The organism is Ensifer sp. 2TAB8 (genome assembly GCF_052115125.1).
In the GTDB taxonomy this organism is placed as follows: domain Bacteria; phylum Pseudomonadota; class Alphaproteobacteria; order Rhizobiales; family Rhizobiaceae; genus Ensifer.
On record NZ_JBFRGB010000020.1, the window covers coordinates 1 to 19,489 of the forward strand.

Annotated in this window: 20 protein-coding genes and 2 tRNA genes; 8 read left to right on the forward strand and 14 right to left on the reverse strand. The window is 60.8% G+C overall.

Annotated elements, in window-relative coordinates; all coding sequences use genetic code 11:
- Together AB4Z53_RS25975 and AB4Z53_RS25980 are read right to left on the reverse strand one after the other, a co-directional pair.
- The coding region (locus tag AB4Z53_RS25975) for an alcohol dehydrogenase catalytic domain-containing protein (protein ID WP_441598466.1) at positions 1-346 on the reverse strand (346 nt) is incomplete at its 3' end.
- 70 nt (positions 347-416) lie between these two features.
- The gene (locus tag AB4Z53_RS25980) at positions 417-815 is read right to left on the reverse strand and encodes a helix-turn-helix domain-containing protein (protein ID WP_113537754.1); all 399 of its coding nucleotides are present in this window, start codon (positions 813-815) and stop codon (positions 417-419) included.
- Positions 816-1,061: 246 nt separating this feature from the next.
- Between AB4Z53_RS25980 and AB4Z53_RS25985 the strand changes: the two genes are divergently transcribed.
- On the forward strand, positions 1,062-2,000 hold the full coding sequence (locus AB4Z53_RS25985; RefSeq protein WP_441598468.1) for a DMT family transporter: 939 nt from the start codon (positions 1,062-1,064) through the stop codon (positions 1,998-2,000).
- Between the two features lie 6 nt (positions 2,001-2,006).
- On the opposite strand, the gene lipB is transcribed toward AB4Z53_RS25985, so the two are convergent.
- Positions 2,007-2,726: a lipoyl(octanoyl) transferase LipB gene (lipB, locus tag AB4Z53_RS25990; protein ID WP_441598470.1), complete on the reverse strand. Its 720-nt coding sequence runs from the start codon at positions 2,724-2,726 to the stop codon at positions 2,007-2,009.
- Between the two features lie 195 nt (positions 2,727-2,921).
- Between lipB and AB4Z53_RS25995 the strand changes: the two genes are divergently transcribed.
- The 3 genes from AB4Z53_RS25995 to AB4Z53_RS26005 all read left to right on the forward strand — a co-directional run bounded on the left by AB4Z53_RS25995 (position 2,922) and on the right by AB4Z53_RS26005 (position 4,960).
- A tRNA-Leu gene (locus AB4Z53_RS25995) sits at positions 2,922-3,006 on the forward strand.
- A gap of 379 nt (positions 3,007-3,385) precedes the next feature.
- A tRNA-Leu gene (locus AB4Z53_RS26000) sits at positions 3,386-3,470 on the forward strand.
- A gap of 305 nt (positions 3,471-3,775) precedes the next feature.
- The gene (locus AB4Z53_RS26005) at positions 3,776-4,960 is read left to right on the forward strand and encodes a serine hydrolase domain-containing protein (RefSeq protein WP_441598472.1); all 1,185 of its coding nucleotides are present in this window, start codon (positions 3,776-3,778) and stop codon (positions 4,958-4,960) included.
- 65 nt (positions 4,961-5,025) lie between these two features.
- Here AB4Z53_RS26005 and AB4Z53_RS26010 read toward each other — a convergent pair whose 3' ends face one another.
- Positions 5,026-5,295, reverse strand: a complete 270-nt coding sequence (locus AB4Z53_RS26010; RefSeq protein WP_113537752.1) for a hypothetical protein — start codon at positions 5,293-5,295, stop codon at positions 5,026-5,028.
- 54 nt (positions 5,296-5,349) lie between these two features.
- Positions 5,350-5,859 (reverse strand): peptide deformylase, encoded by a 510-nt coding sequence (locus tag AB4Z53_RS26015; RefSeq protein ID WP_441598475.1) that lies wholly within the window; start codon positions 5,857-5,859, stop codon positions 5,350-5,352.
- A gap of 391 nt (positions 5,860-6,250) precedes the next feature.
- Between AB4Z53_RS26015 and mgtE the strand changes: the two genes are divergently transcribed.
- Both mgtE and AB4Z53_RS26025 read left to right on the forward strand, forming a co-directional pair.
- Positions 6,251-7,672, forward strand: a complete 1,422-nt coding sequence (gene mgtE, locus AB4Z53_RS26020) for a magnesium transporter (protein ID WP_441598477.1) — start codon at positions 6,251-6,253, stop codon at positions 7,670-7,672.
- 170 nt (positions 7,673-7,842) lie between these two features.
- Positions 7,843-8,229, forward strand: coding sequence for a MerR family transcriptional regulator (locus tag AB4Z53_RS26025; RefSeq protein ID WP_113537749.1), 387 nt, complete (start codon positions 7,843-7,845; stop codon positions 8,227-8,229).
- Between the two features lie 85 nt (positions 8,230-8,314).
- Here AB4Z53_RS26025 and AB4Z53_RS26030 read toward each other — a convergent pair whose 3' ends face one another.
- From AB4Z53_RS26030 to AB4Z53_RS26040, 3 genes are all read right to left on the reverse strand, one after another.
- Complete coding sequence (locus AB4Z53_RS26030; RefSeq protein WP_113537748.1) at positions 8,315-8,788, reverse strand: methyltransferase family protein; 474 nt, start codon at positions 8,786-8,788, stop codon at positions 8,315-8,317.
- Positions 8,789-8,791: 3 nt separating this feature from the next.
- Positions 8,792-9,802 carry a heparan-alpha-glucosaminide N-acetyltransferase gene (locus AB4Z53_RS26035; protein ID WP_441598479.1) on the reverse strand — a complete coding sequence of 337 codons (1,011 nt, stop codon included), beginning with the start codon at positions 9,800-9,802 and terminating at the stop codon, positions 8,792-8,794.
- A 127-nt stretch (positions 9,803-9,929) separates the two neighbouring features.
- Complete coding sequence (locus tag AB4Z53_RS26040) at positions 9,930-10,622, reverse strand: DUF599 domain-containing protein (RefSeq protein WP_113537746.1); 693 nt, start codon at positions 10,620-10,622, stop codon at positions 9,930-9,932.
- Positions 10,623-11,364: 742 nt separating this feature from the next.
- Here AB4Z53_RS26040 and AB4Z53_RS26045 point away from each other — a divergent pair.
- On the forward strand, positions 11,365-12,765 hold the full coding sequence (locus AB4Z53_RS26045) for an L-serine ammonia-lyase (RefSeq protein ID WP_441598481.1): 1,401 nt from the start codon (positions 11,365-11,367) through the stop codon (positions 12,763-12,765).
- A gap of 127 nt (positions 12,766-12,892) precedes the next feature.
- The gene (locus AB4Z53_RS26050) at positions 12,893-13,330 is read left to right on the forward strand and encodes a DUF1489 family protein (protein ID WP_113537744.1); all 438 of its coding nucleotides are present in this window, start codon (positions 12,893-12,895) and stop codon (positions 13,328-13,330) included.
- A 136-nt stretch (positions 13,331-13,466) separates the two neighbouring features.
- Here AB4Z53_RS26050 and AB4Z53_RS26055 read toward each other — a convergent pair whose 3' ends face one another.
- The 6 genes from AB4Z53_RS26055 to AB4Z53_RS26080 form a co-directional block, all read right to left on the reverse strand.
- Positions 13,467-13,736, reverse strand: a complete 270-nt coding sequence (locus AB4Z53_RS26055; RefSeq protein ID WP_441598483.1) for a hypothetical protein — start codon at positions 13,734-13,736, stop codon at positions 13,467-13,469.
- A gap of 78 nt (positions 13,737-13,814) precedes the next feature.
- Positions 13,815-15,347: a D-alanyl-D-alanine carboxypeptidase gene (locus tag AB4Z53_RS26060; protein WP_113537742.1), complete on the reverse strand. Its 1,533-nt coding sequence runs from the start codon at positions 15,345-15,347 to the stop codon at positions 13,815-13,817.
- Between the two features lie 182 nt (positions 15,348-15,529).
- Positions 15,530-16,264 carry a hypothetical protein gene (locus AB4Z53_RS26065; RefSeq protein ID WP_441598485.1) on the reverse strand — a complete coding sequence of 245 codons (735 nt, stop codon included), beginning with the start codon at positions 16,262-16,264 and terminating at the stop codon, positions 15,530-15,532.
- 291 nt (positions 16,265-16,555) lie between these two features.
- On the reverse strand, positions 16,556-17,164 hold the full coding sequence (locus tag AB4Z53_RS26070) for a transglutaminase-like cysteine peptidase (protein WP_441598487.1): 609 nt from the start codon (positions 17,162-17,164) through the stop codon (positions 16,556-16,558).
- A gap of 681 nt (positions 17,165-17,845) precedes the next feature.
- Positions 17,846-18,454: a PilZ domain-containing protein gene (locus AB4Z53_RS26075; protein ID WP_113537739.1), complete on the reverse strand. Its 609-nt coding sequence runs from the start codon at positions 18,452-18,454 to the stop codon at positions 17,846-17,848.
- Positions 18,455-18,562: 108 nt separating this feature from the next.
- Positions 18,563-19,354 (reverse strand): PAS domain-containing protein, encoded by a 792-nt coding sequence (locus tag AB4Z53_RS26080; protein WP_291163471.1) that lies wholly within the window; start codon positions 19,352-19,354, stop codon positions 18,563-18,565.
- Positions 19,355-19,489 lie beyond the last annotated feature (135 nt).

The following is a 19,489-nucleotide window of genomic DNA, read 5'->3' on the forward strand; positions in this document are numbered from 1 at the left end:
CCTTGCCTTGCGTCGAGCGGATCGCGGTGCACAGGTTGGTCTTGCGCGACAGGCACGACGGGCAGGAGCGGCATTCGGGCGTATAGAGCGGAATGACATGGTCGCCCTTCTTCACCGAGGTGACGCCCGGGCCGACGTCGACGACGATGCCGGCCCCTTCATGGCCGAGGATCGCCGGGAACAGGCCTTCCGGATCGGCACCCGACAGCGTGAAGTCGTCGGTGTGGCAGATGCCGGTGGCCTTGACCTCGATCAGCACCTCGCCGGCCCGCGGACCTTCGAGTTGAACCGTCATGACCTCGAGCGGCTTGCCTGCCTGAACGGCAACGGCGGCGCGTACGTCCATCTATTTTCTCCTTGGACTGAAATGACTTCGGGCCGCCACAGGACGGCGGCCCGTATGGAATCGCAATGGGTTATCGAATGTTCTGTTGAACGCGATTGAGTTCCATCTCAAGTGCGGCGATCGCCTTGCCGGTCTGTTCGTGCAGCTTCTTGACCAGGGCAAGCTGTTCGCGAAGACCGTCGCGCTCGTCATCGACCGTGTCCGAATCCGGCGCCTTGCCGAGGCCGGCAATCAGCCACGCCGGGGTAACGCCCAGCACGCCGGCAAGCAGGAAGAGCCGGTTCGTCCGGGGTTCGGCACGGTCGCGCTCCCAGGCGGCGACCGTTTCGGTGCGTACCCCAAGCTGGTCGGCAAGATCCTTGGTGCTGAGATTGGCGGCGTCGCGCGCCCTCCAGATGCGTCCACCCAGCGTGTCACCATCACTGGTATCGCGCAGGCGGGCAATCATCGTTTCGGTGGACAAGCGCATGGATATCTCCTTTGCCACGGTTACGTTCAAAGGTCCCGGAGAAGAGGCAGAGAGCCGCTTTCGATTTCCGGGGCGGAAGATTGTCCTGAGCTTATAGGCATTTGACCGGCGAGGGACCACCCCGAAGCGCCAAAAACACCGTCAATTGCGGCTAAGGCGCGGATAGTTCGTTCTCCGTCGCATCTTCGGCCGTTGAAAAGCATGGCTCAGGCTCTAATGTGCGGCGGCCAACCGGAGCTTGCCCTTATGACTGACGCCCGAACTGCGGCCGCCGAGCCCACCGATACCGTGATGCAAGGCGTCGCCATCATGCTGTTCGCGATGGTCATCCTGCCCGGCATGGATGTGATTGCGAAATACATGGCTGTCTACGAGGGCATGTCGCCCGGCCAGGTGACATTCTATCGATTCTTCTTCCAGCTCGTGGCGACCTTGCCCATGCTGCTTCGCGCCGGCGGCTTGCGGGCGCTGAAGCCGAAGCGCCCCTTCGCCAATCTGCTGCGCGGCGTGCTGCTGGCAACAGCTGCCTTGTTCTTCTTCATTTCCGTGAAGTACATGCCGCTCGCCGACACCTTTGCCATCTATTTCGTCGAGCCCTTCATCCTGACCTGCCTTTCAGCCGTGTTCCTGAAGGAGAAGGTCGGTTGGCGGCGCTGGCTTGCCATCGTCGTCGGCTTCGGCGGAGCGATGATCGTCATCCAGCCGAGTTTTGCCGCTTTCGGCCTAACTGCGCTGTTGCCGGTTGCCTGCGCCTTCGTCTTTGCCTGCTATCTGCTTCTCAATCGCGCGGTCGGGACGGGCGACTCGCCGCTGACGATGCAGACCATCGCCGGAATCGGCGGCACGCTGATGATGGGGCTGGTGATTCTGGTCGGCAACGGCATGGGGAGTACCGATTTCGTGCCCTCGTTGCCGAAGTCGCCGCTTGGGTGGACACTGGTTGTCGTGCTCGGCGCGCTCTCAGGCTACGGCCACCTGCTGGTCGTCAAGGCCTTCCGGGCAGCACCGGTGTCGTTGCTGGCGCCGTTCCACTACTTCGAGATCGTTACGGCGACGGCGCTCGGCTACCTCATCTTCGGAGACTTCCCGTCGCTCTCCAAATGGCTTGGCATCGCCATCATCGTCGGCTCGGGGCTCTTTATTATCTGGCGCGAGCGGCAAGCCAGCAGGCGGGCCGCAAGCTGATCGGGGTCATGCCGCGTCGTTCCTGGTCGGGCCGAAGACCGTCTCGAAGGCCTCGCGCAGGCGGATGTCGACATCGGGCATCATGACCGGCAGGCCAAGGTCAACGAGGCTGGTCACGCCGTAACCGCGAATGCCGCAGGGCACGATGCCGCCGAAGTGGTCGAGATCCGGATCGACGTTCAGAGCGAAGCCGTGAAAGCTCACCCATTTGCGCAGACGGATCCCGATCGCGGCGATCTTGTCTTCCGACATTGAGCCGTCGGGCAGGGGAGGCTTTTCCGGGCGGCGCACCCAGACCCCAACCCGGTCTTCGCGCCGCTCGCCCCGGACATTCATCGAATCGAGCGTAGAGATCACGACGCTTTCCAGCGCCGCAACGAAGGCGCGTACGTCCTGCTTCCGGCGCTTGAGATCGAGCATGACGTAAACGACGCGCTGGCCCGGCCCGTGATAGGTGTATTCGCCGCCGCGGCCAGTGGCGAACACCGGAAAGCGATCGGGCATCACCAGGTCAGCGACATCGGCACTGGTGCCGGCTGTATAAAGTGGGGGATGTTCAACCAGCCAGACGAGTTCGTCAGCGGTGCCAGCGGCGATTGCCGCAGCTTCCTGCTCCATCAGCTCGATCGCCTGTGGATAATCCACCAGTTCGGAGGCAATTCGCCAGCGAACCGGGGCCGATTCTGGAGGGGCAAACATGTCCTGGTTCAGATTGTCACGCTGCATTCGCTCGGTATTCCTGTGCCTTGAGAGCTTGTACATGGGATGAGGCGAGGCAAGAGTCCAGCGTTTCCAAGGCTTCGCGAACGGGCTGTTGAAATAGTTTTCGTTCCCGTCAAATTTCTGTCGTCATCCCCTTGTGCCCCCCAGGGGCTTTTGCTACATGCAGCCCCGTCGGCGCAAGTCGACATCTACCACGATGCGGTCGTGGCGGAATTGGTAGACGCGCAGCGTTGAGGTCGCTGTGGGGCAACCCGTGGAAGTTCGAGTCTTCTCGACCGCACCAAAAGAACCCGGCTTCGGCCGGGTTTTTTGTTTTTTATCTTAAGCTTAGCAAATGCCGGATTTTGCCTGGGATCGTATGCTTGAAAGATCCGGTCGCAGCAGGTTGCTGGTCAGGGACAGGCGTTCGACGCGCAGCGAGGACGCTGGTCCGCCTCGCTCGTGACGCGTTGATGTCTGCCGCGATCTCGTCCCGGTGACAACGTGTCCCGGCACGGCTCTCGGGAGCAGGAATAGACGCTCGAACCTTGCTCCTTTGCGCCGCGCTGCTTCGGGCGCTGCTTTCCGTCGCGATCGTCCGATTTGTCCACAGCCGTCCCTTGTGCATGGCAGGCGCTTTTGCTACATGCAGCCGCGCTGGCGCAAGTCGGCCCTACCACGATGCGGTCGTGGCGGAATTGGTAGACGCGCAGCGTTGAGGTCGCTGTGGGGCAACCCGTGGAAGTTCGAGTCTTCTCGACCGCACCAAAAGAACCCGGCTTTGGCCGGGTTTTTTGTTTTTTCGCCGGTACTTAGCGTCCTAGCGCCAGCACGCAGCCATGCGAACTTCAACAAGACTTTCCGCCGCGCGTGCATATCCTCCTCGCGCCCGACACAAGGATAAAGAGCACCGCCACATTTCGCTACACGGTCGAAATGGCTTGGAATGTTATTTGGTGCTAACATACGTCCGGTGTTCCAGTGCGAGGGGCGGGCTGGAAGCGCTTTGCTGAGCGCGGCCATGGTTGGCGGCCCTCGCCAATGATGAAGCCCTGTTTGCTCGGGAGGTTTTCTTGGTCGGCGATCTCAAGACTGTTGCCGATACGATCCTCAATACTGTCGTCAACGCGGCTGATGGTGTGCCTGGCGTTGTTGCCGTGGTTACGGACAATCGGGGCGATATCTACACGGGCGCGGCCGGAAAGCGTGCATTGGGCGGCACTGAGGACATGACCGTCGAGAGTGTTTTCGCGATCTTCTCGATGACGAAGGCGATCACAAGCACGGCTTGCTTGCAATTGGTCGAGGAGGGCAGGCTGGATCTCGATGCACCGGCCAAGCAATACGCGCCCGAGATCGGCAAGTTGCAGGTGATCGAGGGCTTTGATGCCTCCGGGAACCCGAACCTCCGCCCGCCCAAGCGGGACATTACGACCCGCATGCTGCTTTTACATACGGCTGGCTTTGGATACGATTTCTTCAACGAGACCTACGCCAGGCTGGCCAGGCACCACGGACAGCCGAGCGTGATAACGGCCTCCTATGCCTCCATCCGAACCCCATTGCTGTTCGACCCGGGCGACGAATGGGAATACGGAAGCAACCTGGACTGGGCCGGGCAGGTGGTGGAGGGCGTGACCGGCCGGCGGCTCGGCGAGGTGATGACGGAGCGAATACTCCAGCCGCTTGGCATGGCGGATACCGGCTTTTCATTGACGCCATCGATGACCTCACGCGCGGTCACTTTGCATCAGAGAGACGGTGTCGGCCGCTTGCTGCCGCTGCCTGATTTCAGGCTGCCACCGGAGCCCGAAGTCCAGATGGGTGGCCACGGCCTTTACTCGACGGCTACCGACTACGCCAAGTTTATCCGCATGTGGCTCAATGATGGGGTCGCCCCTGGCGGTCGGGTGCTGAGACCCGAAACCATCGAAATGGCGGAAAAGAACGGCCTCGGAGAAAAAAAGATCAAAAGGCTTCCCGGGGTGATACCGAGCCTCGCGCATGATGCCGAATTTTTCCCCGGAATGCCGAAATCCTGGGGACTTAGCTTCATGATCAACGACGAAGCCGCGCCGACGGGACGACCGGCAGGCGCTCTGGCTTGGGCGGGGCTCGCGAACCTCTACTACTGGATCGACCGCCGAAATGGTCTCGGTGGGATCTGGGCCACGCAGATACTGCCCTTTGCAGACCCGGCCTCGATCGGAGGCTACCTTGATTTTGAAACGGCGGTTTACTCCACCTTTTCAAGGTAGCCAGCCCGAAGTATCGATTGTGCACGCCAAGCTTGGGCCGTGCGCCCCGCCTGGCGTCCACGGCGTCAGCCGTTGCCGGCAGGGCCGCCCTGGTCCATGCGGCGCCGGACAAGCTTGTAGGTGTGATCGGGTTGGACCTCATAGGTTTCGTAGACCATCTGGCCTTCGTACATGAAACGGTTTTGAACCATCGTGCCCGGCTCGGCCTGCGTCTTTCTGTTGCTCGCGTCCTCGCCGTAGGTCAGGCTTTGGGGAAGGGGCTCCAGGCCCTGTTGGGCGGTGTTGCAGCCAGCGAGGGCCAGGAGGCCGAGAACTGCGAGATATGTCGGTTTCATTGTTCGGTCCTTGGTGATTTGTAACGGACTTGGTGTTGCGGGCGGTCCAGTGCGCTAGCTGCGCATCTGTTCCTTTGTCAGCTTTTCGAACTTCTTGATTGCCCGATCGCGCTTCAGGCGCGAGAGGCGTTGTGTCCAGAAGATCCCGTCGAGTTGGTCGATCTCGTGCTGCAGGCAAATGGCCATCAGGCCATCTGCTTCCTCCTCGACCGTCTCGCCGACAAGCGTCTGATAACGAACACGGACGGATTGTGGCCTTTCGACGTCTTCCGATACGCCCGGCATCGAAACGCTGCCTTCGGCATGTCTTGTCAGTTGATCCGCGTGCCAGAGCACTTCCGGATTGACGAAGGTCCTGATCCCGCTTTCCCGATCGAGCTCGATGACGGTCACCCGTTGAAGGACACCGATATGCGGCGCGGTGATGCCAATTCCCGGTGCCGCTCGCATCGTGTCGAGAAGGTCGGCCGCAAGAGCCTCAAGCGCCGCATCAAAACGCGTGACGGTGTCCGCCTTCTGGCTCAGCAATGGATTGGGAAAGCGGACAATGGGACGGATCGCCATCAGATATTCCTCGGCTGCAGCGATCTGCGGCGCCGCGTCCCGTCAAGGATCACGAGAGGCGCTGTAAACCTTGGGCTGCTGTTTCGCTCGCTGAAATCGATTCCGGCTCCAGGGCACGAAGAGAAGTGCTAGCCGATCGCGCGATCGATGTCGACTGTGTCGAGATGCTGCCGGTTTTTCATGTATTTGCAACAGCTTGAATAAATCTGTTGTCGCCGTGCGTGGGGTGGTATCTGTGCTGTGGACCTCGGCAGGGCTTTGCGCTAGCAGGGCTGTACGACCCTATTTCCCGAGCATGGCGGCGGAAGAGGGCCAACAAACCGTCAGTGACGCATTCTTTTCGGCCCCTATATTGGAGCACCGGAAAGCAGCAATCGTTTCGAGGGCGCCCATGAGCAATATCGGCGACGACGACAGCGGTACCGAAGACGTCAAGTCCTTTGACGGCTCGGACATCTATGCCGACGACGGTTCGGTCCGTTCCGATTTCCTCATGCATGTCGGGGCCGCGGTCGCCGATCGCGATACGATTTACCTGCGCCAGCATGTCGCCGGCCTGCATTCCTCGGAACTCGGCGACCTGCTTGAAGCCATCCAGCCGGAACAGCGCCTGGCGTTGGTCTCACTGCTCGGCAAGGAGTTTGACCTTTCGGCGCTGACCGAAGTCGACGAAGCCATCCGTCTCGACATCGTCGAGCATCTGCCGAACGAACAGATCGCCGAGGCCATCGGCGAGATGGATTCGGACGACGCAGTCTACATTCTCGAAGACCTCGACCAGGAAGACCAGGACGAGATCCTGGCGAAGCTTCCCTTCACGGAACGGGTTCGCCTTCGCCGCTCGCTCGACTATCCCGAGAGCACGGCCGGCCGCCGCATGCAGACCGAGTTCGTGGCGGTGCCGCCGTTCTGGACCATCGGCCAGACGATCGACTACATGCGCGAAGATGAGGACCTGCCCGAGAGCTTCACGCAGATCTTCGTCATCGATCCCACCTTCAAACTGCTCGGAGCCGTTGATCTCGACCGCGTGCTGCGCACCAAGCGTTCGGTCAAGGTCGATGCGATCATGCACGACACCAGCCACGCCATCCCCGCCGAGATGGACCAGGAAGAAGCAGCCCAGCTCTTCGAGCAATATGACCTTCTCTCCGCGGCCGTCGTCGACGACAATGGCCGGCTGGTCGGTGTTCTCACCATCGATGACGTCGTCGACGTCATCCAGGAAGAGGCCGAGGAAGACCTTTTGCGCCTGAGCGGCGTCGGCGACGAAGAACTGTCGGACTCGGTTGCCGAAGCATCGCGTTCGCGCGTGCCCTGGCTCTTCATCAATTCGATGACGGCTTGCATCTCCGCCTCGGTGATCGGGCTCTTCGATGCGACGATCCAGCAGATCGTGGCGCTTGCCATTCTGATGCCGATCGTCGCCGGCATGGGCGGCAATGCCGGCTCACAGACAATGACGATTACCGTACGCGCGCTCGCGACCCGCGGTCTCGACATTCACAACGCGCCGCGCATCATTCGGCGCGAAGCGGGTGTCGGCCTTCTGAACGGCATGATCTTCGGCACGTTGATTGGCCTGCTCGCCRGCCTCTGGTTTCAGGACCCGAACATCGGCGGCATCATCGCGACGGCGATGCTGATCAATATGATGGCTGCGGCGCTTGCCGGCATTCTCGTTCCGCTCTGCCTGGACCGTTTCGGCGCGGACCCGGCCGTCTCTTCCGCCGTCTTCGTGACCGCCATCACCGACGTCACCGGCTTCTTCAGCTTTCTCGGCATCGCCACCTGGTGGTTCCACGTAACGTAAGCGCGGTTGTTTGACTTTTACGTCAAGGTCAACGATAGTGTAGGCGCATTGCAGCGCGCGCATCTTCTGGGACGCGCTCAGATCGCTGTAACACTTTGACCTGCTGCATAGTCATGACCTCAGATCGATGCCGATTTTAGGGGGTATGCGGTAAATCGTGGAATGGCAGCGTGAATAAATATTATAGCATCACCGAATTGACGCGGGAATTCGGCATCTCGACCCGGACGCTGCGGTTCTATGAGGACGAGGGCCTCATTCATCCCGAGCGCCGTGGGCGTACGCGGCTGTTCCGGCCGGCGGATCGGCGGCTGATCCAGGAAATTCTGCGTGGCCGGCGTATTGGCTTCACGATTGCCGAAATCCGCGAAATCATCCAGGTCTACAAGGACCCGCCCGGCGAGATGGGCCAGCTTCGGTTGTTGATGAGCCGCGTCGAGGAAAAGCGCGAGGAGCTTCGGCAGAAGCGCAAGGATATCGAAGACACGCTGGCAGAGCTCGACAATGTCGAGGAGGCGTGCCTGACGCGCCTCGCGGAAATCGGCGTCGGTACCTGACGCGTCTTTCGCTCCAAAAAAGGGAGGTTTCAAAGGGTGGTGCTGGCGCCGCCCTTTTTTGTATTTGCAGCTTCCGGCGCTGCTTTCAGATCCAGCGGCTGGTGTGCCGGCAATAGCGTTCGAATTCGAAGCCGAAGCGCGACAGGAGATGCCTCTCTTCGTTGCGAATGGCAAAGAGCGTTGTCAGCATCACCGCGGCAATTGCCGTGATGAAGAACCACGGATTGAGCGTCGCTAGACCGAAGCCGACCATCATCAGGGTATAGCCGAGATAGATCGGGTTCCGCGTGAAGCGGAAGGGGCCGTAGGTGACGAGGCAGGTTGCCGAGCGGTAGGGCATGACGGCCGTGTGCCGGTCGAGCAAGGTCTTCACTGCCCAAAGGTCCAGCCAGATCGCGGCAACGATCAGCGTACCGCCGCTGATCCAGGGAAACCAGCTGTGTCCGTGTGACACCGGGATCGGGGAATATCGCGCCAGAACAAGGGCCGCGAGCGTTGCGACGCCGTAAAGCAGGGCGGGCCACGGGAAATTCAGCGGCTTGGCACGATAGGCATTCATGTCCTAGTCCCCTGATTGCACGTTCATTGTGCACTGTCCCGCGATTCGCGCAATGCGTTCATCGGTGCTCACGTTGATCTCTCCCCTGTTCAGGCTGTCGAACAGGTTTTGCTGCACCAGAAGGTCGAGCGTACATCCGCAGAAGGCCTCGCACGGCACGGCCGGGTTGCCCTGGTTGCAGGCCGCCACGCAATTGCTGCGATAGGCCTGCTTGGGATCCGGCAATGTCGGCGGTGAAATCAGCGAGAAGAGATAGACCAGTCCGATGAGCACGGGCTGGTGAATGAGGTATATGGCCAGACTGTGACGGCTGCCGAAGACGAACGGTCTCATCCACAGTTTGCCCTTGTCGCCTGTGGACGGACGGTTTGCCAGGGTCGCGACAAGGCGCGCGTGAAAGAGCTTGGCTGCGCCAAGACCGAGAAGGAAAGGCCCGAGCCAGGGCAGCAGCGGTACGTAATCGTTGGAACGCGGCAGCGTTTCGGAGAGCCCGACCCACCACAGCCAGGGCGCATCGAAGATCGGCGAGCGCAGGTAGAAAGGCGCCGCAATGGCTGCTGCTGCCGCGATGATGGAAATGGCCGCGGGAAGTCGGAGGAATACGAGGCCAATCACGCTTGCCGCCGCGATCTCGTGCAGAATGCCGAAGAAGATGAACGTGTCCGGGAACGCGAAGTAGGTCGCGATGGTAATCAGCGCCGCGGCACCAGCGATCTTCGCGAAGCGGCGCATGAACGCGTCGAGGCGGAGTTTCGGCCATTGTCCGAGCACAAGGCTGTAACCGGCGAGAAACAGGAAGCTGCTGGCGATGAGCCGGGCGAAGATCTTCCAGCCGCCGGTGCCGGCAGTTCCCGCGGCAACGTAGCCGAAGAACTCGAGGTCCCAGACGAAGTGATAGGTGGCCATGGCGAGCAGCGCCACGCCGCGCGCAACATCGATAAAGGCGAGCCGCCCCCGTGCGCCAGATTGAGCCGGGATCTGTGTTGCCGGTGAAGTCACGTTGCTGTCGGACATGGGCGTTCGCCATCCTGTGGGCGTGAGAAAGAATGGCATGGCTGGCTTGCGCCAAACACGCGTCGTTGGTTTATGGAAATGACCAGGCTCCGTCTGCTAGCGCTCGGCATGGCCGGCGCGCATGCCGTCAGGGCGTTGCGTCCTGCAGCAGCGCCGCGCGCGCCTCCGAGAAGAACTGCCTGCGGGTCAGCACGAAGATGACGAAGACCGTCAGTCCGACGAAGACATAGGGGCTGATGAACCAGCCGAGATAGCCGATAGAGAGGAAAATCGCCCGGAGCCCGGCGTTGAAGTGTTTGGCGGCGAGCACATTCATGCGGATCGCGCGTTCGGCTGCCTTCTCCGCTGCCTGCGGGTCGCGCTGCATGTCGGCGGTCATCGGAATACCGCCCATCAGGATCGAGCAATAGTTGAACAGCCGATAGGACCACCCGAACTTGAAGAAGGAATAGCCGAAGAGGCAGGTGAGGCCGCCGACCTTCAGCTCGAACGCCGTTCGCCCGCCGTGGAAGACATAGGGCATGTCCGCAAAGATCATCTGCGCCTGTTCGGTCGCCCCGAGCAGTGCGAAGCAGCCGCCGAGCGCGAAGATCGTCGTCGAGGCAAAGAAGGCGGTGCCGGCTTGCAGGCCCGCGATGATCTGTGTGTCGATCATTTTCAGGTCGCGGTTGAGCGAGTTGCGGATCCAGCGGCCGCGATGCTCGTTCATGAGGCGGGTGAGACTCACGCGCTTGAAGCCGCGCGTGCCATCGGTCGCCCAGCTGAAACCCGCCCAAAGCAGGATAAACACGACAAGCGCTATGTAATCTTCGAAGGTCATACACGTGTTTTTGGCATGGCTTTTGGAAATTGCAAGGTGGCCGCGGCGGCAAGGGAATCGACGGCGCGTCAACTACTGTGATGAAATTGCGGCGGAATTTCTCTCCGCTCCTACTGACCGTTTGCGCGGTTTTCACCAGTTTCGCGATTGGCGCGGTAGGGGCCCGACACCTTTTCGCCACATTCCCCCATTGCGCATTTACGCTTTCTTCAATATGCAGGGCCTCAGACGCGGACGCCATATGTGCTGTCCGCGGCCGTTGAGAGTTTTTCGGAGACATCATGGACAATACAATTCAGAAGTCTTGCTGGGGCGTGACTGCTCGCGCCGTAGCTGGTTTCGCTGGCGTTCTTGTTCTTGCTTATCTTTTTGGCGGCCTTTGATATCTAGTATCTAGAAAAGTCCACTGATTGACGGCGCGGCTTCCCAAAAGCCGCGCCGTTTTGATTCCGGAATCCGGCAGTTCCCCGAAAGCCATGTCGCGACGCCAATGTCGCACGGATGGGATCGAATGTCGGTTGGCCGCCTGATCGTTTGCTATGGGATCGCTTAGGCTGCGTTCTTATATTTGTAGTGGATTTCCTTAAATCGGAACCGATCTGAGGATAAAATCGTCCAGCAAATATGAGGATAGCGCGCCGGTTCGCACAGACCGTGAAGCGTGATATCGAGGCAATCGTAAATGCGGCGCTCAGGCAATCATGCCGGTGCGCCGCGAGTCAGTCTCCGGGGCAGGCAACTTATGTTTCTTTCCGTCTTCGACGTGTTCAAGATCGGCATCGGGCCTTCAAGCTCGCATACGATGGGGCCGATGTCGGCCGCCAACCGCTTTCTCGATCTCATTCTATCCGACGACTGGCCGCGCCCGTCCCATGCTTCCGTTGCGGCGATCAAGGTCAGCCTGCATGGTTCGCTGGCCCATACCGGCATAGGCCACGGGTCGGGTAGGGCCGTTGTCCTTGGTCTCGTCGGTGAACGCCCCGACCTGGTCGACCCCGATCGCATGGACGCCTTGATCGACGAGGTCGAGCGCAGCGGTCGCATCTCGCCGCCTGGGCACCCGTCATACGAATTCCAGCCGAAGACGGACCTTGTCTTCGACAAGAAGGTGCCGCTGCCGGGCCACGCCAACGGCATGTCGTTCTCCGCGCTCGACCGCGACGGCCGGCTGCTGCTGAAGCGGATCTATTATTCGATCGGCGGCGGCTTTGTCGTGACCGACACGGAGCTGGAGGCCATGCGCGCCTCGAAGAACAAGGCGGCCGGCGTCAAGGTGCCATTCCCGTTCTCCTCGGCGCAGGAGATGCTGGACATGGCAGCCCGCTCCGGGATGACGATCGCCCAGATGAAGCGGGCGAATGAAGAAGCGACCATGTCGCCGGACGAACTGAATGCCGGGCTCGACCGTATCTGGGGCGCGATGAGCAACTGTATCGACCGCGGGCTGAGCCAGGAGGGCATTATGCCCGGCGGCTTGAAGGTTCGCCGCCGCGCGCGCTCGATCCACGACAAGCTGCAGGAGGAGTGGCGCTCCAACAAGACCAACCCGCTGCTCGCCAACGACTGGCTGAGCGTCTACGCGATGGCGGTCAACGAGGAAAATGCCGCCGGCGGCCGCGTTGTCACCTCGCCGACCAACGGTGCCGCTGGCGTCGTACCCGCCACTATCCGCTACTACATGCATTTCCATGACGATGCCGATCAGGAAGGTATCCGCGACTACCTGCTGACGGCTGCCGCGATCGGTGGCATCATCAAGCACAACGCCTCGATTTCAGGTGCTGAGGTCGGCTGTCAGGGCGAAGTCGGCTCCGCCTCCGCCATGGCTGCTGCCGGCCTCGCTGCCGTCATGGGCGGCACGCCCGAGCAGATCGAAAATGCCGCCGAGATCGCACTGGAGCATCACCTCGGCATGACCTGCGATCCGGTCGCCGGCCTGGTTCAGGTGCCGTGCATCGAACGCAACGCACTCGGCGCGGTCAAGGCGGTGACAGCCGCGTCTCTGGCGCTCAAGGGCGACGGCAAGCATTTCGTCCCGCTTGACGCCTGCATCGAGACGATGCGCCAGACCGGCGTCGATATGAACGAGAAGTACAAGGAGACCTCGACCGGTGGTCTCGCAGTCAACGTCGTCGAATGTTGAGCCATACAGCGGCGCGCGCCTGTTAGGGCGCGCGAAGATTGCTGTATCGCCAGACAGGAGCGGCGATTGTGGATGAAAGGCGTCTGGCCGCTTGACCGCAACGGCCGGACGGGTGTTCAAAACAGCTATGTCACTGCATCTCATAAAGCTCTGTGTTGGAGCGGAATCGATCGAGGACCTTCGCGAATGGGTTTCGCGCAAGGCGATGGCGGCTATGGCCGCTGGCCTGGAGCCGCATTCCTTTCACACCACGCGCATGGTGCCCAAGCGTGTCGAGGAATTGCTGGAAGGCGGTTCGCTCTACTGGGTGATCAAGGGGACCGTGCAGGCGCGGCAGCCTTTGATCGGTATCGAGACTTTCACCGATGGCGAGGGTATCGGCCGCTGCAATCTGCTGCTTGGCCCAGAAGTGGTCGAGACGGAGTTGCAGCCGCGGCGCGCCTTTCAGGGCTGGCGCTATCTCACCGACAAGGATGCGCCCCGTGACCTGGCCTCGCTCGCCGGCGGCGGTGCCGAAATGCCGCTCGAGCTGCGCCGCGAACTGGCGGAACTCGGACTTCTCTGATCGTCAACATCGATGACGTGACGCCCGCATCGGCCGAAAGGTTTCTTGCGCGAAGAGCGCATGCGCGCATTTGCGTGTAAGAACAAGGCGCAAGAATAAAGGCGGCACAGAGGCCGCCTTTGGAACAGCAGGAGCTTCAGATGATCCGCATCTTCAGCGGATGCCGCCGGTTCGGCCCCGTCACGTGGAGATGAATACCCGCCCGTGGCTGTGTCGATCGCCAGGCGCGGGCTCCGTGCGTCAACAACATCCCGACCAGATCGCGGGTCTTGGCCTTTGATCTGTTAAGCCCGAGGTCGGCAATGCGCATGGCCGCCTCGTGCAGGGGGTGCAGGTTGATGCGCGACGGCCTCGCGCGCCGTCCCGGCAGCGGGGTAACGCCCGGAACGTTTTCGTTCATCGCCATGATTAACCTCGTTACGCTATACAAATCCGAGGAAGGTGGCCGGAAAACAAACACATCCGGCCGCCAAAACTTTTTACCTTACTGCTGGCTAGCCCAGCAGGAGATGCCTTTCTTCTTCAATGCCTTGCAGGCGTTGACGGCTGCATTCTGGTCGTCGAAGCCGCCGAAGCGGGCGCGGTAGACCTGGCCGAACGCGACAGTGAACGGCGTTGCGTTGCTCAGTGCCTTGCCGCCCTTGTCCTTGGCATTGCCAAGAAGGGTCATGGCCTGATCCTTGTCTGGCGTTGCGCCGATCTGGATTACCCAGCCCTGCGGCTGGGCCGGCATCGGTTCGGCCTTTGCGACCTCGGCCGGCTCTGCCTTTGCAGCCGCGGCGGCCTTCTTCGGCACGGAGTTGGTGATTTGGGCGTCGACCATGCCTGCGGCAACCGGCTGACGGAGCTTGACGCTCTGCGCATCAAGTGTGTTCGGAACGATCTTCGGGGAAAGAACAGGATTGTCCGAAGCGCGCTTGTTGCCGGCATAGGCCATCTGCACGCTGCTGTTGCTTTCGCCGTTGTAACGGAAATCGGGAACCGGGCCAGTGTTCGGCAGGTCGTGCTTGCTGGCAGCGGCTGCAACGACAGGCGTCTCGGCTACGGGCGCGGTCGAAGCGACTTCGGTTTCTTCGGCCGGAACCGGGGCCGACTTGGTTTCGGCAATCAGGTTGCCATCGCCACGACGAGATGCCGAGGGCATGTATTTGGCGACGAGCCGGCGCATCTGCGCGTCGCGGCTGGCACCGGAGGTGCCGCCCATGACGACGGCGACGATGCTGCGGCCTTCGAGCTGAGCCGACGTCACGAGGTTGAAACCGGACGCACGGGTATAGCCGGTCTTGATGCCGTCCACGCCGCGGACATTGCCGAGCAGACGATTGTGGTTGCCGATCGTCTGCTTGCCGAACTGGAAGCTGCGGGTGGAGAAGTAGTCATAATACTGCGGAAAATGCTGGCGAAGCGCGAGGCCGAGACGCGCCTGGTCACGGGCTGTCGTGCGCTGTTCCGGGTTCGGCAGGCCGTTTGCATTGCGATAGGTCGTGCGAGTCATGCCGAGCGCCCGGGCCTTGTTCGTCATCATGCGGGCGAAACGCGGTTCCGAGCCACCGAGAAACTCGCCAAGCGCTGTCGAGGCGTCGTTCGCCGAGCGGGTGACGAGCGAAAGGATCGCCTGTTCGACGGTAATCGATTGGCCGGCACGCACGCCGAGCTTCGATGGCGGCTCGGCGGAAGCGTTCTTCGAGAAGGGGATGGGCGTGGACTTGGTGATCCGGCCGGCTTCGAGCGCTTCGAAGGTCAGATAGAGCGTCATCATCTTGGTGAGAGACGCGGGATAGCGCAGTTCGTCTGCATCCTCGCCGTAAAGGATCTTGCCGGTCTTGGCGTCGACGACGATGCCGGAATATTTCGGATTGGCATAGGCCGAGGCGGCGAAGGCCGGCGCCGCGAAGGCAGCCGATGCGATGGCGCCCGCAAGGACGACCCGTCCTACCATCTTTGAGAGAGCACCGAACGGGCGCTTCGCGAGATCAAAAAAACCGGATTGGGACACTACGCTACTCTTTATTCTCATGTCATGGGGTTGTCCGGACGCCGCCTCCGGGAACGACCGTTCTCGAGACAGTATCGGCATAGCGTTACCAATCGGTTTATGATGAATGATTGGTTTCCGGAATCGAACGCATTTGTACAAGGGCGATGCCGGTGTAGCGCAATGGTGCTGCGGGCTGCCTGCACCACACCAGTTGGACGAAATCAGGGCATGAGACGGTATTTGACGAAGGTCGCGATCGCTTGGTCGATTTCGCGCCACTTCGGCAGCAGCTTGTTTGAAAATCGGTAGAGCACGACGAGGTCCTTTCCGGCGTGGATGTCGCGCTGGCAATCGGCACTGGTCGAGATCGTTTGAGGGTTGGACTTGAGGCAGCGCACCACATAGCGCGCCTGGGTCGTCGTGTCTGCCGTATAGAACACTTCGCCCGCATAGCTCGATGTGGCCTTGACGGCGTGTTCGCTCAGACCGGCGGGGCCTGCCGTGGGTGTCCCGTCGAAAACTTGCGAATAGATCGGCTCCAGCCGTCCGGACATGTCGCGCGACATGGTGCTTTGGGAGATTTGCAGGAAGATGAGGCTTTCGGGAGCGTCGACATTGTTGAACAGCGCCCGGTCCTGGTCGCTATAACCTTCGAGCCCCGGCCAGGTCAGATAGAGATCGACGCGCTCGACGATCGAGGTGGCGCGCTGGGCCTCGAAGCGGATCATGTTGGCCGGCAGGCGCAGGTGATCCTGGCCGATGAAGATGTCGAAAAGCTCGTCGCTTGCGGTGTGTCCGGCAAGGGCGAGATTTTCGCCGAACCAGCGTCCAGCAAACGAGATGGCGGCGGTGAGCGCAGCAAGCACCACGACGATCGCGGTCACCCGGTAGACGAAGCCGGGCGACAGCAGCGGTCGGAGTTCCGGTTCGTGGATATCATTTGAAGAGCTGCTCATCGTTGGGCTGTCCCGTCGCGATGGCCGAACCCGGTGGTCTGCGGTTCGGTTTACGCTTTCCTGCGCACGGTAGGATGGATGCCGTCGCTTGCCCGACGCTGGTCGAGGATGGTTAATTTTCGATGAAAATCTCTTCGGGTCGGCCGGTGCGGGGGCGTTGGCAAAAAAAACGGCCGGTTCCGAGGGACACGGAACCGGCCGAGGCTCGGTCTGGACGGGGATAGTGTAGACCGGAGCCCAGTAGTGGTGAGGCCGCTGCTTCAGGCGCGCCGCCTCCTGTGTCTTGGAGGCTTACTGCGTGCGGACGCTGCCGACGGCAACGGTGCGGYCGTCCTGGAGCTTGACCCAGCGACCGGAGTGTTCGGTCGATTGGCGCTTGAGGTAGGTGTATTCGGTATCCGACCACAGCAGCACCTTGTTGCGCATGTTGTCGAGAATGAAGTCGCCGCGGTCGGTGCGGACGGTCAGGACCGCATGGCCGTCACCGTTCGGCTGCAGGACGACGGTGATCAGGAGATCCGACGCAGAGAAGCCGTTCTCGATCAGTTTGCGGCGCTTCAGCAGCACGTAATCTTCGCAGTCGCCGACCGTGTCCGGATAGGACCACTTCTCCTCGACGCCATGGATTTCCATGTCGGTCATCGGGGTGATCGCCTGGTTGACGTCGTAGTTGACCTCGAGAAGCTTCTGCCAGCCTTCGCGCGTCAGCACCATCGGGCCACGGTCCTTGCCGTTGGAGGTGCATTCCGACGGATAGATCTTGCAGAACTCGTAGTGACCGATCGGCGGGTTGGTGGAACCGGTGACGACCATGTTGGCCGGAAGCGCCAGAGCTGTTTCGATCAGACCGCCGGTGAAAAGGACCGCAACCGCGATCATCTTGGTGATTGTCTTGAGCATGATTGTCTCCCCGTTGTGGTTCGACAATGGCACAGACGTTTTTATCGCTCGCGAACTTGCGAACTAAAAACAAGTACAAATGAAAGTCGTATAAGAATAAAATAAGAATAGAGTTTGATTTTTATTTAAATTGAATTTGACTCAAATTTTATGAATTATCATGCGGAGTGAGCTTCGGTTCAGGATTTGTTGACTACGTAAGGGATTGTAATCACTGGGGCTGCGTCGATATGGGGGTCGGCGGGCGTCGCTTCTCCCGGAAATCCGTGGTCGGTATGGGTGGCCCACGTGGCGGGTAGTGGCGATCTCGTCGCCGTTTTTCGACTTCAAGTATGAGGCGTTCCTTGAAATTCTTCGAAAAAATATTTGCGAGGGTCGGCAGCGGCGGGCAGATCGAGATGTTCCGAAATGGAGCAGCGCCGCCTTGCCGCAATTTCGAGCGGCCGGCCGCGCGGGCAGCATATTCACGACTGTTGGGCAGATCTACTTCGATGCGGAGGATTTGCTGCGCGTGGCAAGGTCGGCCCAACGACCGGCTGGCGCCTCGTTGCTTATGCTGCGGCGATCGGCATTCAACCGCAGGAAATGGCGCGGCTCCTCAGGAGGCCTGCGCTCGGTTGAGCGCGCGCGCCAAGGACATTGGTCTGGGGTAGGGCAGGTGAAGACGGTGCAGAGGCACCCTCAGAGAAATTCCGTCAGCGCTTCGCGCGACTGCACGCCCGAGAACTCGATGGCGCAGCCTTCCTGGAAATGGCGCACGATCTTGCCCTTCATGTTGCCGAGCATGATTGGGGTGCCGATCGGCGGCCGGTTTTCGATGTCGACGGCAGCACCTGACAGCGAAAGGTCGATGATACGGCAGGGGAATTTTTCACCGGTGTCGAGCGTCAACTCGGTTACCGTCTTGCGCGGGGCAAGGCGGTCATGACGCCGGTCTTCGGGCAGGCCGAGTTCGTGCTTGTTCGCGATCCAGGTGAGCTGTGCCGCCAGCTTCTCACGCTTGCGCTCGGTGGCGTTGAGCTGGATCACGAAGGCGTCGTCGGCCAGGCGCGAAACTGTACCTTCAAGGCGGCCGACATGGTCGATATAGGCAATGATGCGTTCACCCGCCCTGGGCCGCGCCGGTGACGAAAGCAACACGTCGCCGGGCGACATGTCGACGGCGGTGCACTCGAATTCGTCGTGATTGGCGAGCATCAGCCGTCCCGCAAGGTTCACCGAAACGCGCTGGAACGCACCCTCGTGATGCGGCTTTGGAGCGGTATTCTGAGCGTGCTGGAACGAGAACATGGTGACTCTGCATGACGTATTTTCGCAGTCAGAGTTTAGAACGTTCGGGTTAATAGAATGTTCGTCCTGCGGTTGGTCCAGGTGCCCAACTCGGGACAGCGGCGGCAATCAGCCGCTGCGCCCACCCTCCAGGATGCGCAGATGCCGAACACGACGGAACTCTCCCAAAAGTCCTTCGCCAGCGAGAGATTCCGCACGCGGGGATATGGATTCTGCCGCCGGTTCTTCGCGAAATACGGCGGTACGATCGGGATCGAGGACTTTCATGCCGGTGACGTCTAGACCTTCCACCGAAGTTGCATGCAACCAATACGGGCGAGAAAGTGGCGAGAGCGCGCCAAGGATTCTGTCGCTTGCGCCCTCGGTCGAGGCAAGTGGCAGCAGCAGCGTTTCGACCTCGATCTCGCGAGCATCGGCCGTGCGCCCCTTGGCCGACAGCATCACCGGCACCCGATGCGTCATCACCTGGCCGGCGATGCGCTGCGTCTTGGCCGCCTGCGCGTTCAGCCAGAGCATGCCGAATTGCCGCCCGCGCAACTCGAGGCCGAAGAGTGCGCAAACATGTGTTCCCGCCAGTCGAAACGAGATGCCGTTGCGTTCACGCTCGAGGATGAACAGATTGGGCAACAGAAGGCGAATATCGCCTGGTTCGAGTTCATCCCGGCGGGGAAGCTCGCGCTTGCCGCGAATGGTGTTCCAATATCGGAAGAGTTCGGTGGTCGTGTTGCTGCGCATCTTGCATTCATTCCGTTTCTGCGACCCGCGTGTGCCGGTCTGGCACATGTTCGGCCGTTCTTTGCGGTCTTGAAATGAATGGTGCGAAAACCGTGCCAGCCCGAAATTAAGGTTAACGAACGGTTTCGATTGCGTTCGGGCACCGCGAATGGCACTGGAAGACATGACTTCACGAAGCGTTGGCTTCGGCACTTGAACTGGAGCTCGGATTTGAGCTTGGCGACCGTTCAGTTTTTACTGGACGGTCTTTTTTTGTTTGCTTATGGCTGGTCGCCCCAGTCCGGTCCGAATCCCGCGGTG

Excerpts from the sequence above, each read along its gene's own strand:
- AB4Z53_RS25980 (WP_113537754.1), bottom strand. The coding sequence starts at position 815 with ATGCGCTTGTCCACCGAAACGATGATTGCCCGCCTGCGCGATACCAGT.
- AB4Z53_RS25985 (WP_441598468.1), top strand. The coding sequence starts at position 1,062 with ATGACTGACGCCCGAACTGCGGCCGCCGAGCCCACCGATACCGTGATG.
- lipB (WP_441598470.1), bottom strand. The coding sequence starts at position 2,726 with ATGCAGCGTGACAATCTGAACCAGGACATGTTTGCCCCTCCAGAATCG.
- AB4Z53_RS26010 (WP_113537752.1), bottom strand. The coding sequence starts at position 5,295 with ATGAAACCGACATATCTCGCAGTTCTCGGCCTCCTGGCCCTCGCTGGC.
- AB4Z53_RS26015 (WP_441598475.1), bottom strand. The coding sequence starts at position 5,859 with ATGGCGATCCGTCCCATTGTCCGCTTTCCCAATCCATTGCTGAGCCAG.
- AB4Z53_RS26030 (WP_113537748.1), bottom strand. The coding sequence starts at position 8,788 with ATGAATGCCTATCGTGCCAAGCCGCTGAATTTCCCGTGGCCCGCCCTG.
- AB4Z53_RS26035 (WP_441598479.1), bottom strand. The coding sequence starts at position 9,802 with ATGTCCGACAGCAACGTGACTTCACCGGCAACACAGATCCCGGCTCAA.
- AB4Z53_RS26040 (WP_113537746.1), bottom strand. The coding sequence starts at position 10,622 with ATGACCTTCGAAGATTACATAGCGCTTGTCGTGTTTATCCTGCTTTGG.
- AB4Z53_RS26045 (WP_441598481.1), top strand. The coding sequence starts at position 11,365 with ATGTTTCTTTCCGTCTTCGACGTGTTCAAGATCGGCATCGGGCCTTCA.
- AB4Z53_RS26050 (WP_113537744.1), top strand. The coding sequence starts at position 12,893 with ATGTCACTGCATCTCATAAAGCTCTGTGTTGGAGCGGAATCGATCGAG.
- AB4Z53_RS26055 (WP_441598483.1), bottom strand. The coding sequence starts at position 13,736 with ATGGCGATGAACGAAAACGTTCCGGGCGTTACCCCGCTGCCGGGACGG.
- AB4Z53_RS26060 (WP_113537742.1), bottom strand. The coding sequence starts at position 15,347 with ATGAGAATAAAGAGTAGCGTAGTGTCCCAATCCGGTTTTTTTGATCTC.
- AB4Z53_RS26065 (WP_441598485.1), bottom strand. The coding sequence starts at position 16,264 with ATGAGCAGCTCTTCAAATGATATCCACGAACCGGAACTCCGACCGCTG.
- AB4Z53_RS26075 (WP_113537739.1), bottom strand. The coding sequence starts at position 18,454 with ATGTTCTCGTTCCAGCACGCTCAGAATACCGCTCCAAAGCCGCATCAC.
- AB4Z53_RS26080 (WP_291163471.1), bottom strand. The coding sequence starts at position 19,354 with ATGTCTTCCAGTGCCATTCGCGGTGCCCGAACGCAATCGAAACCGTTC.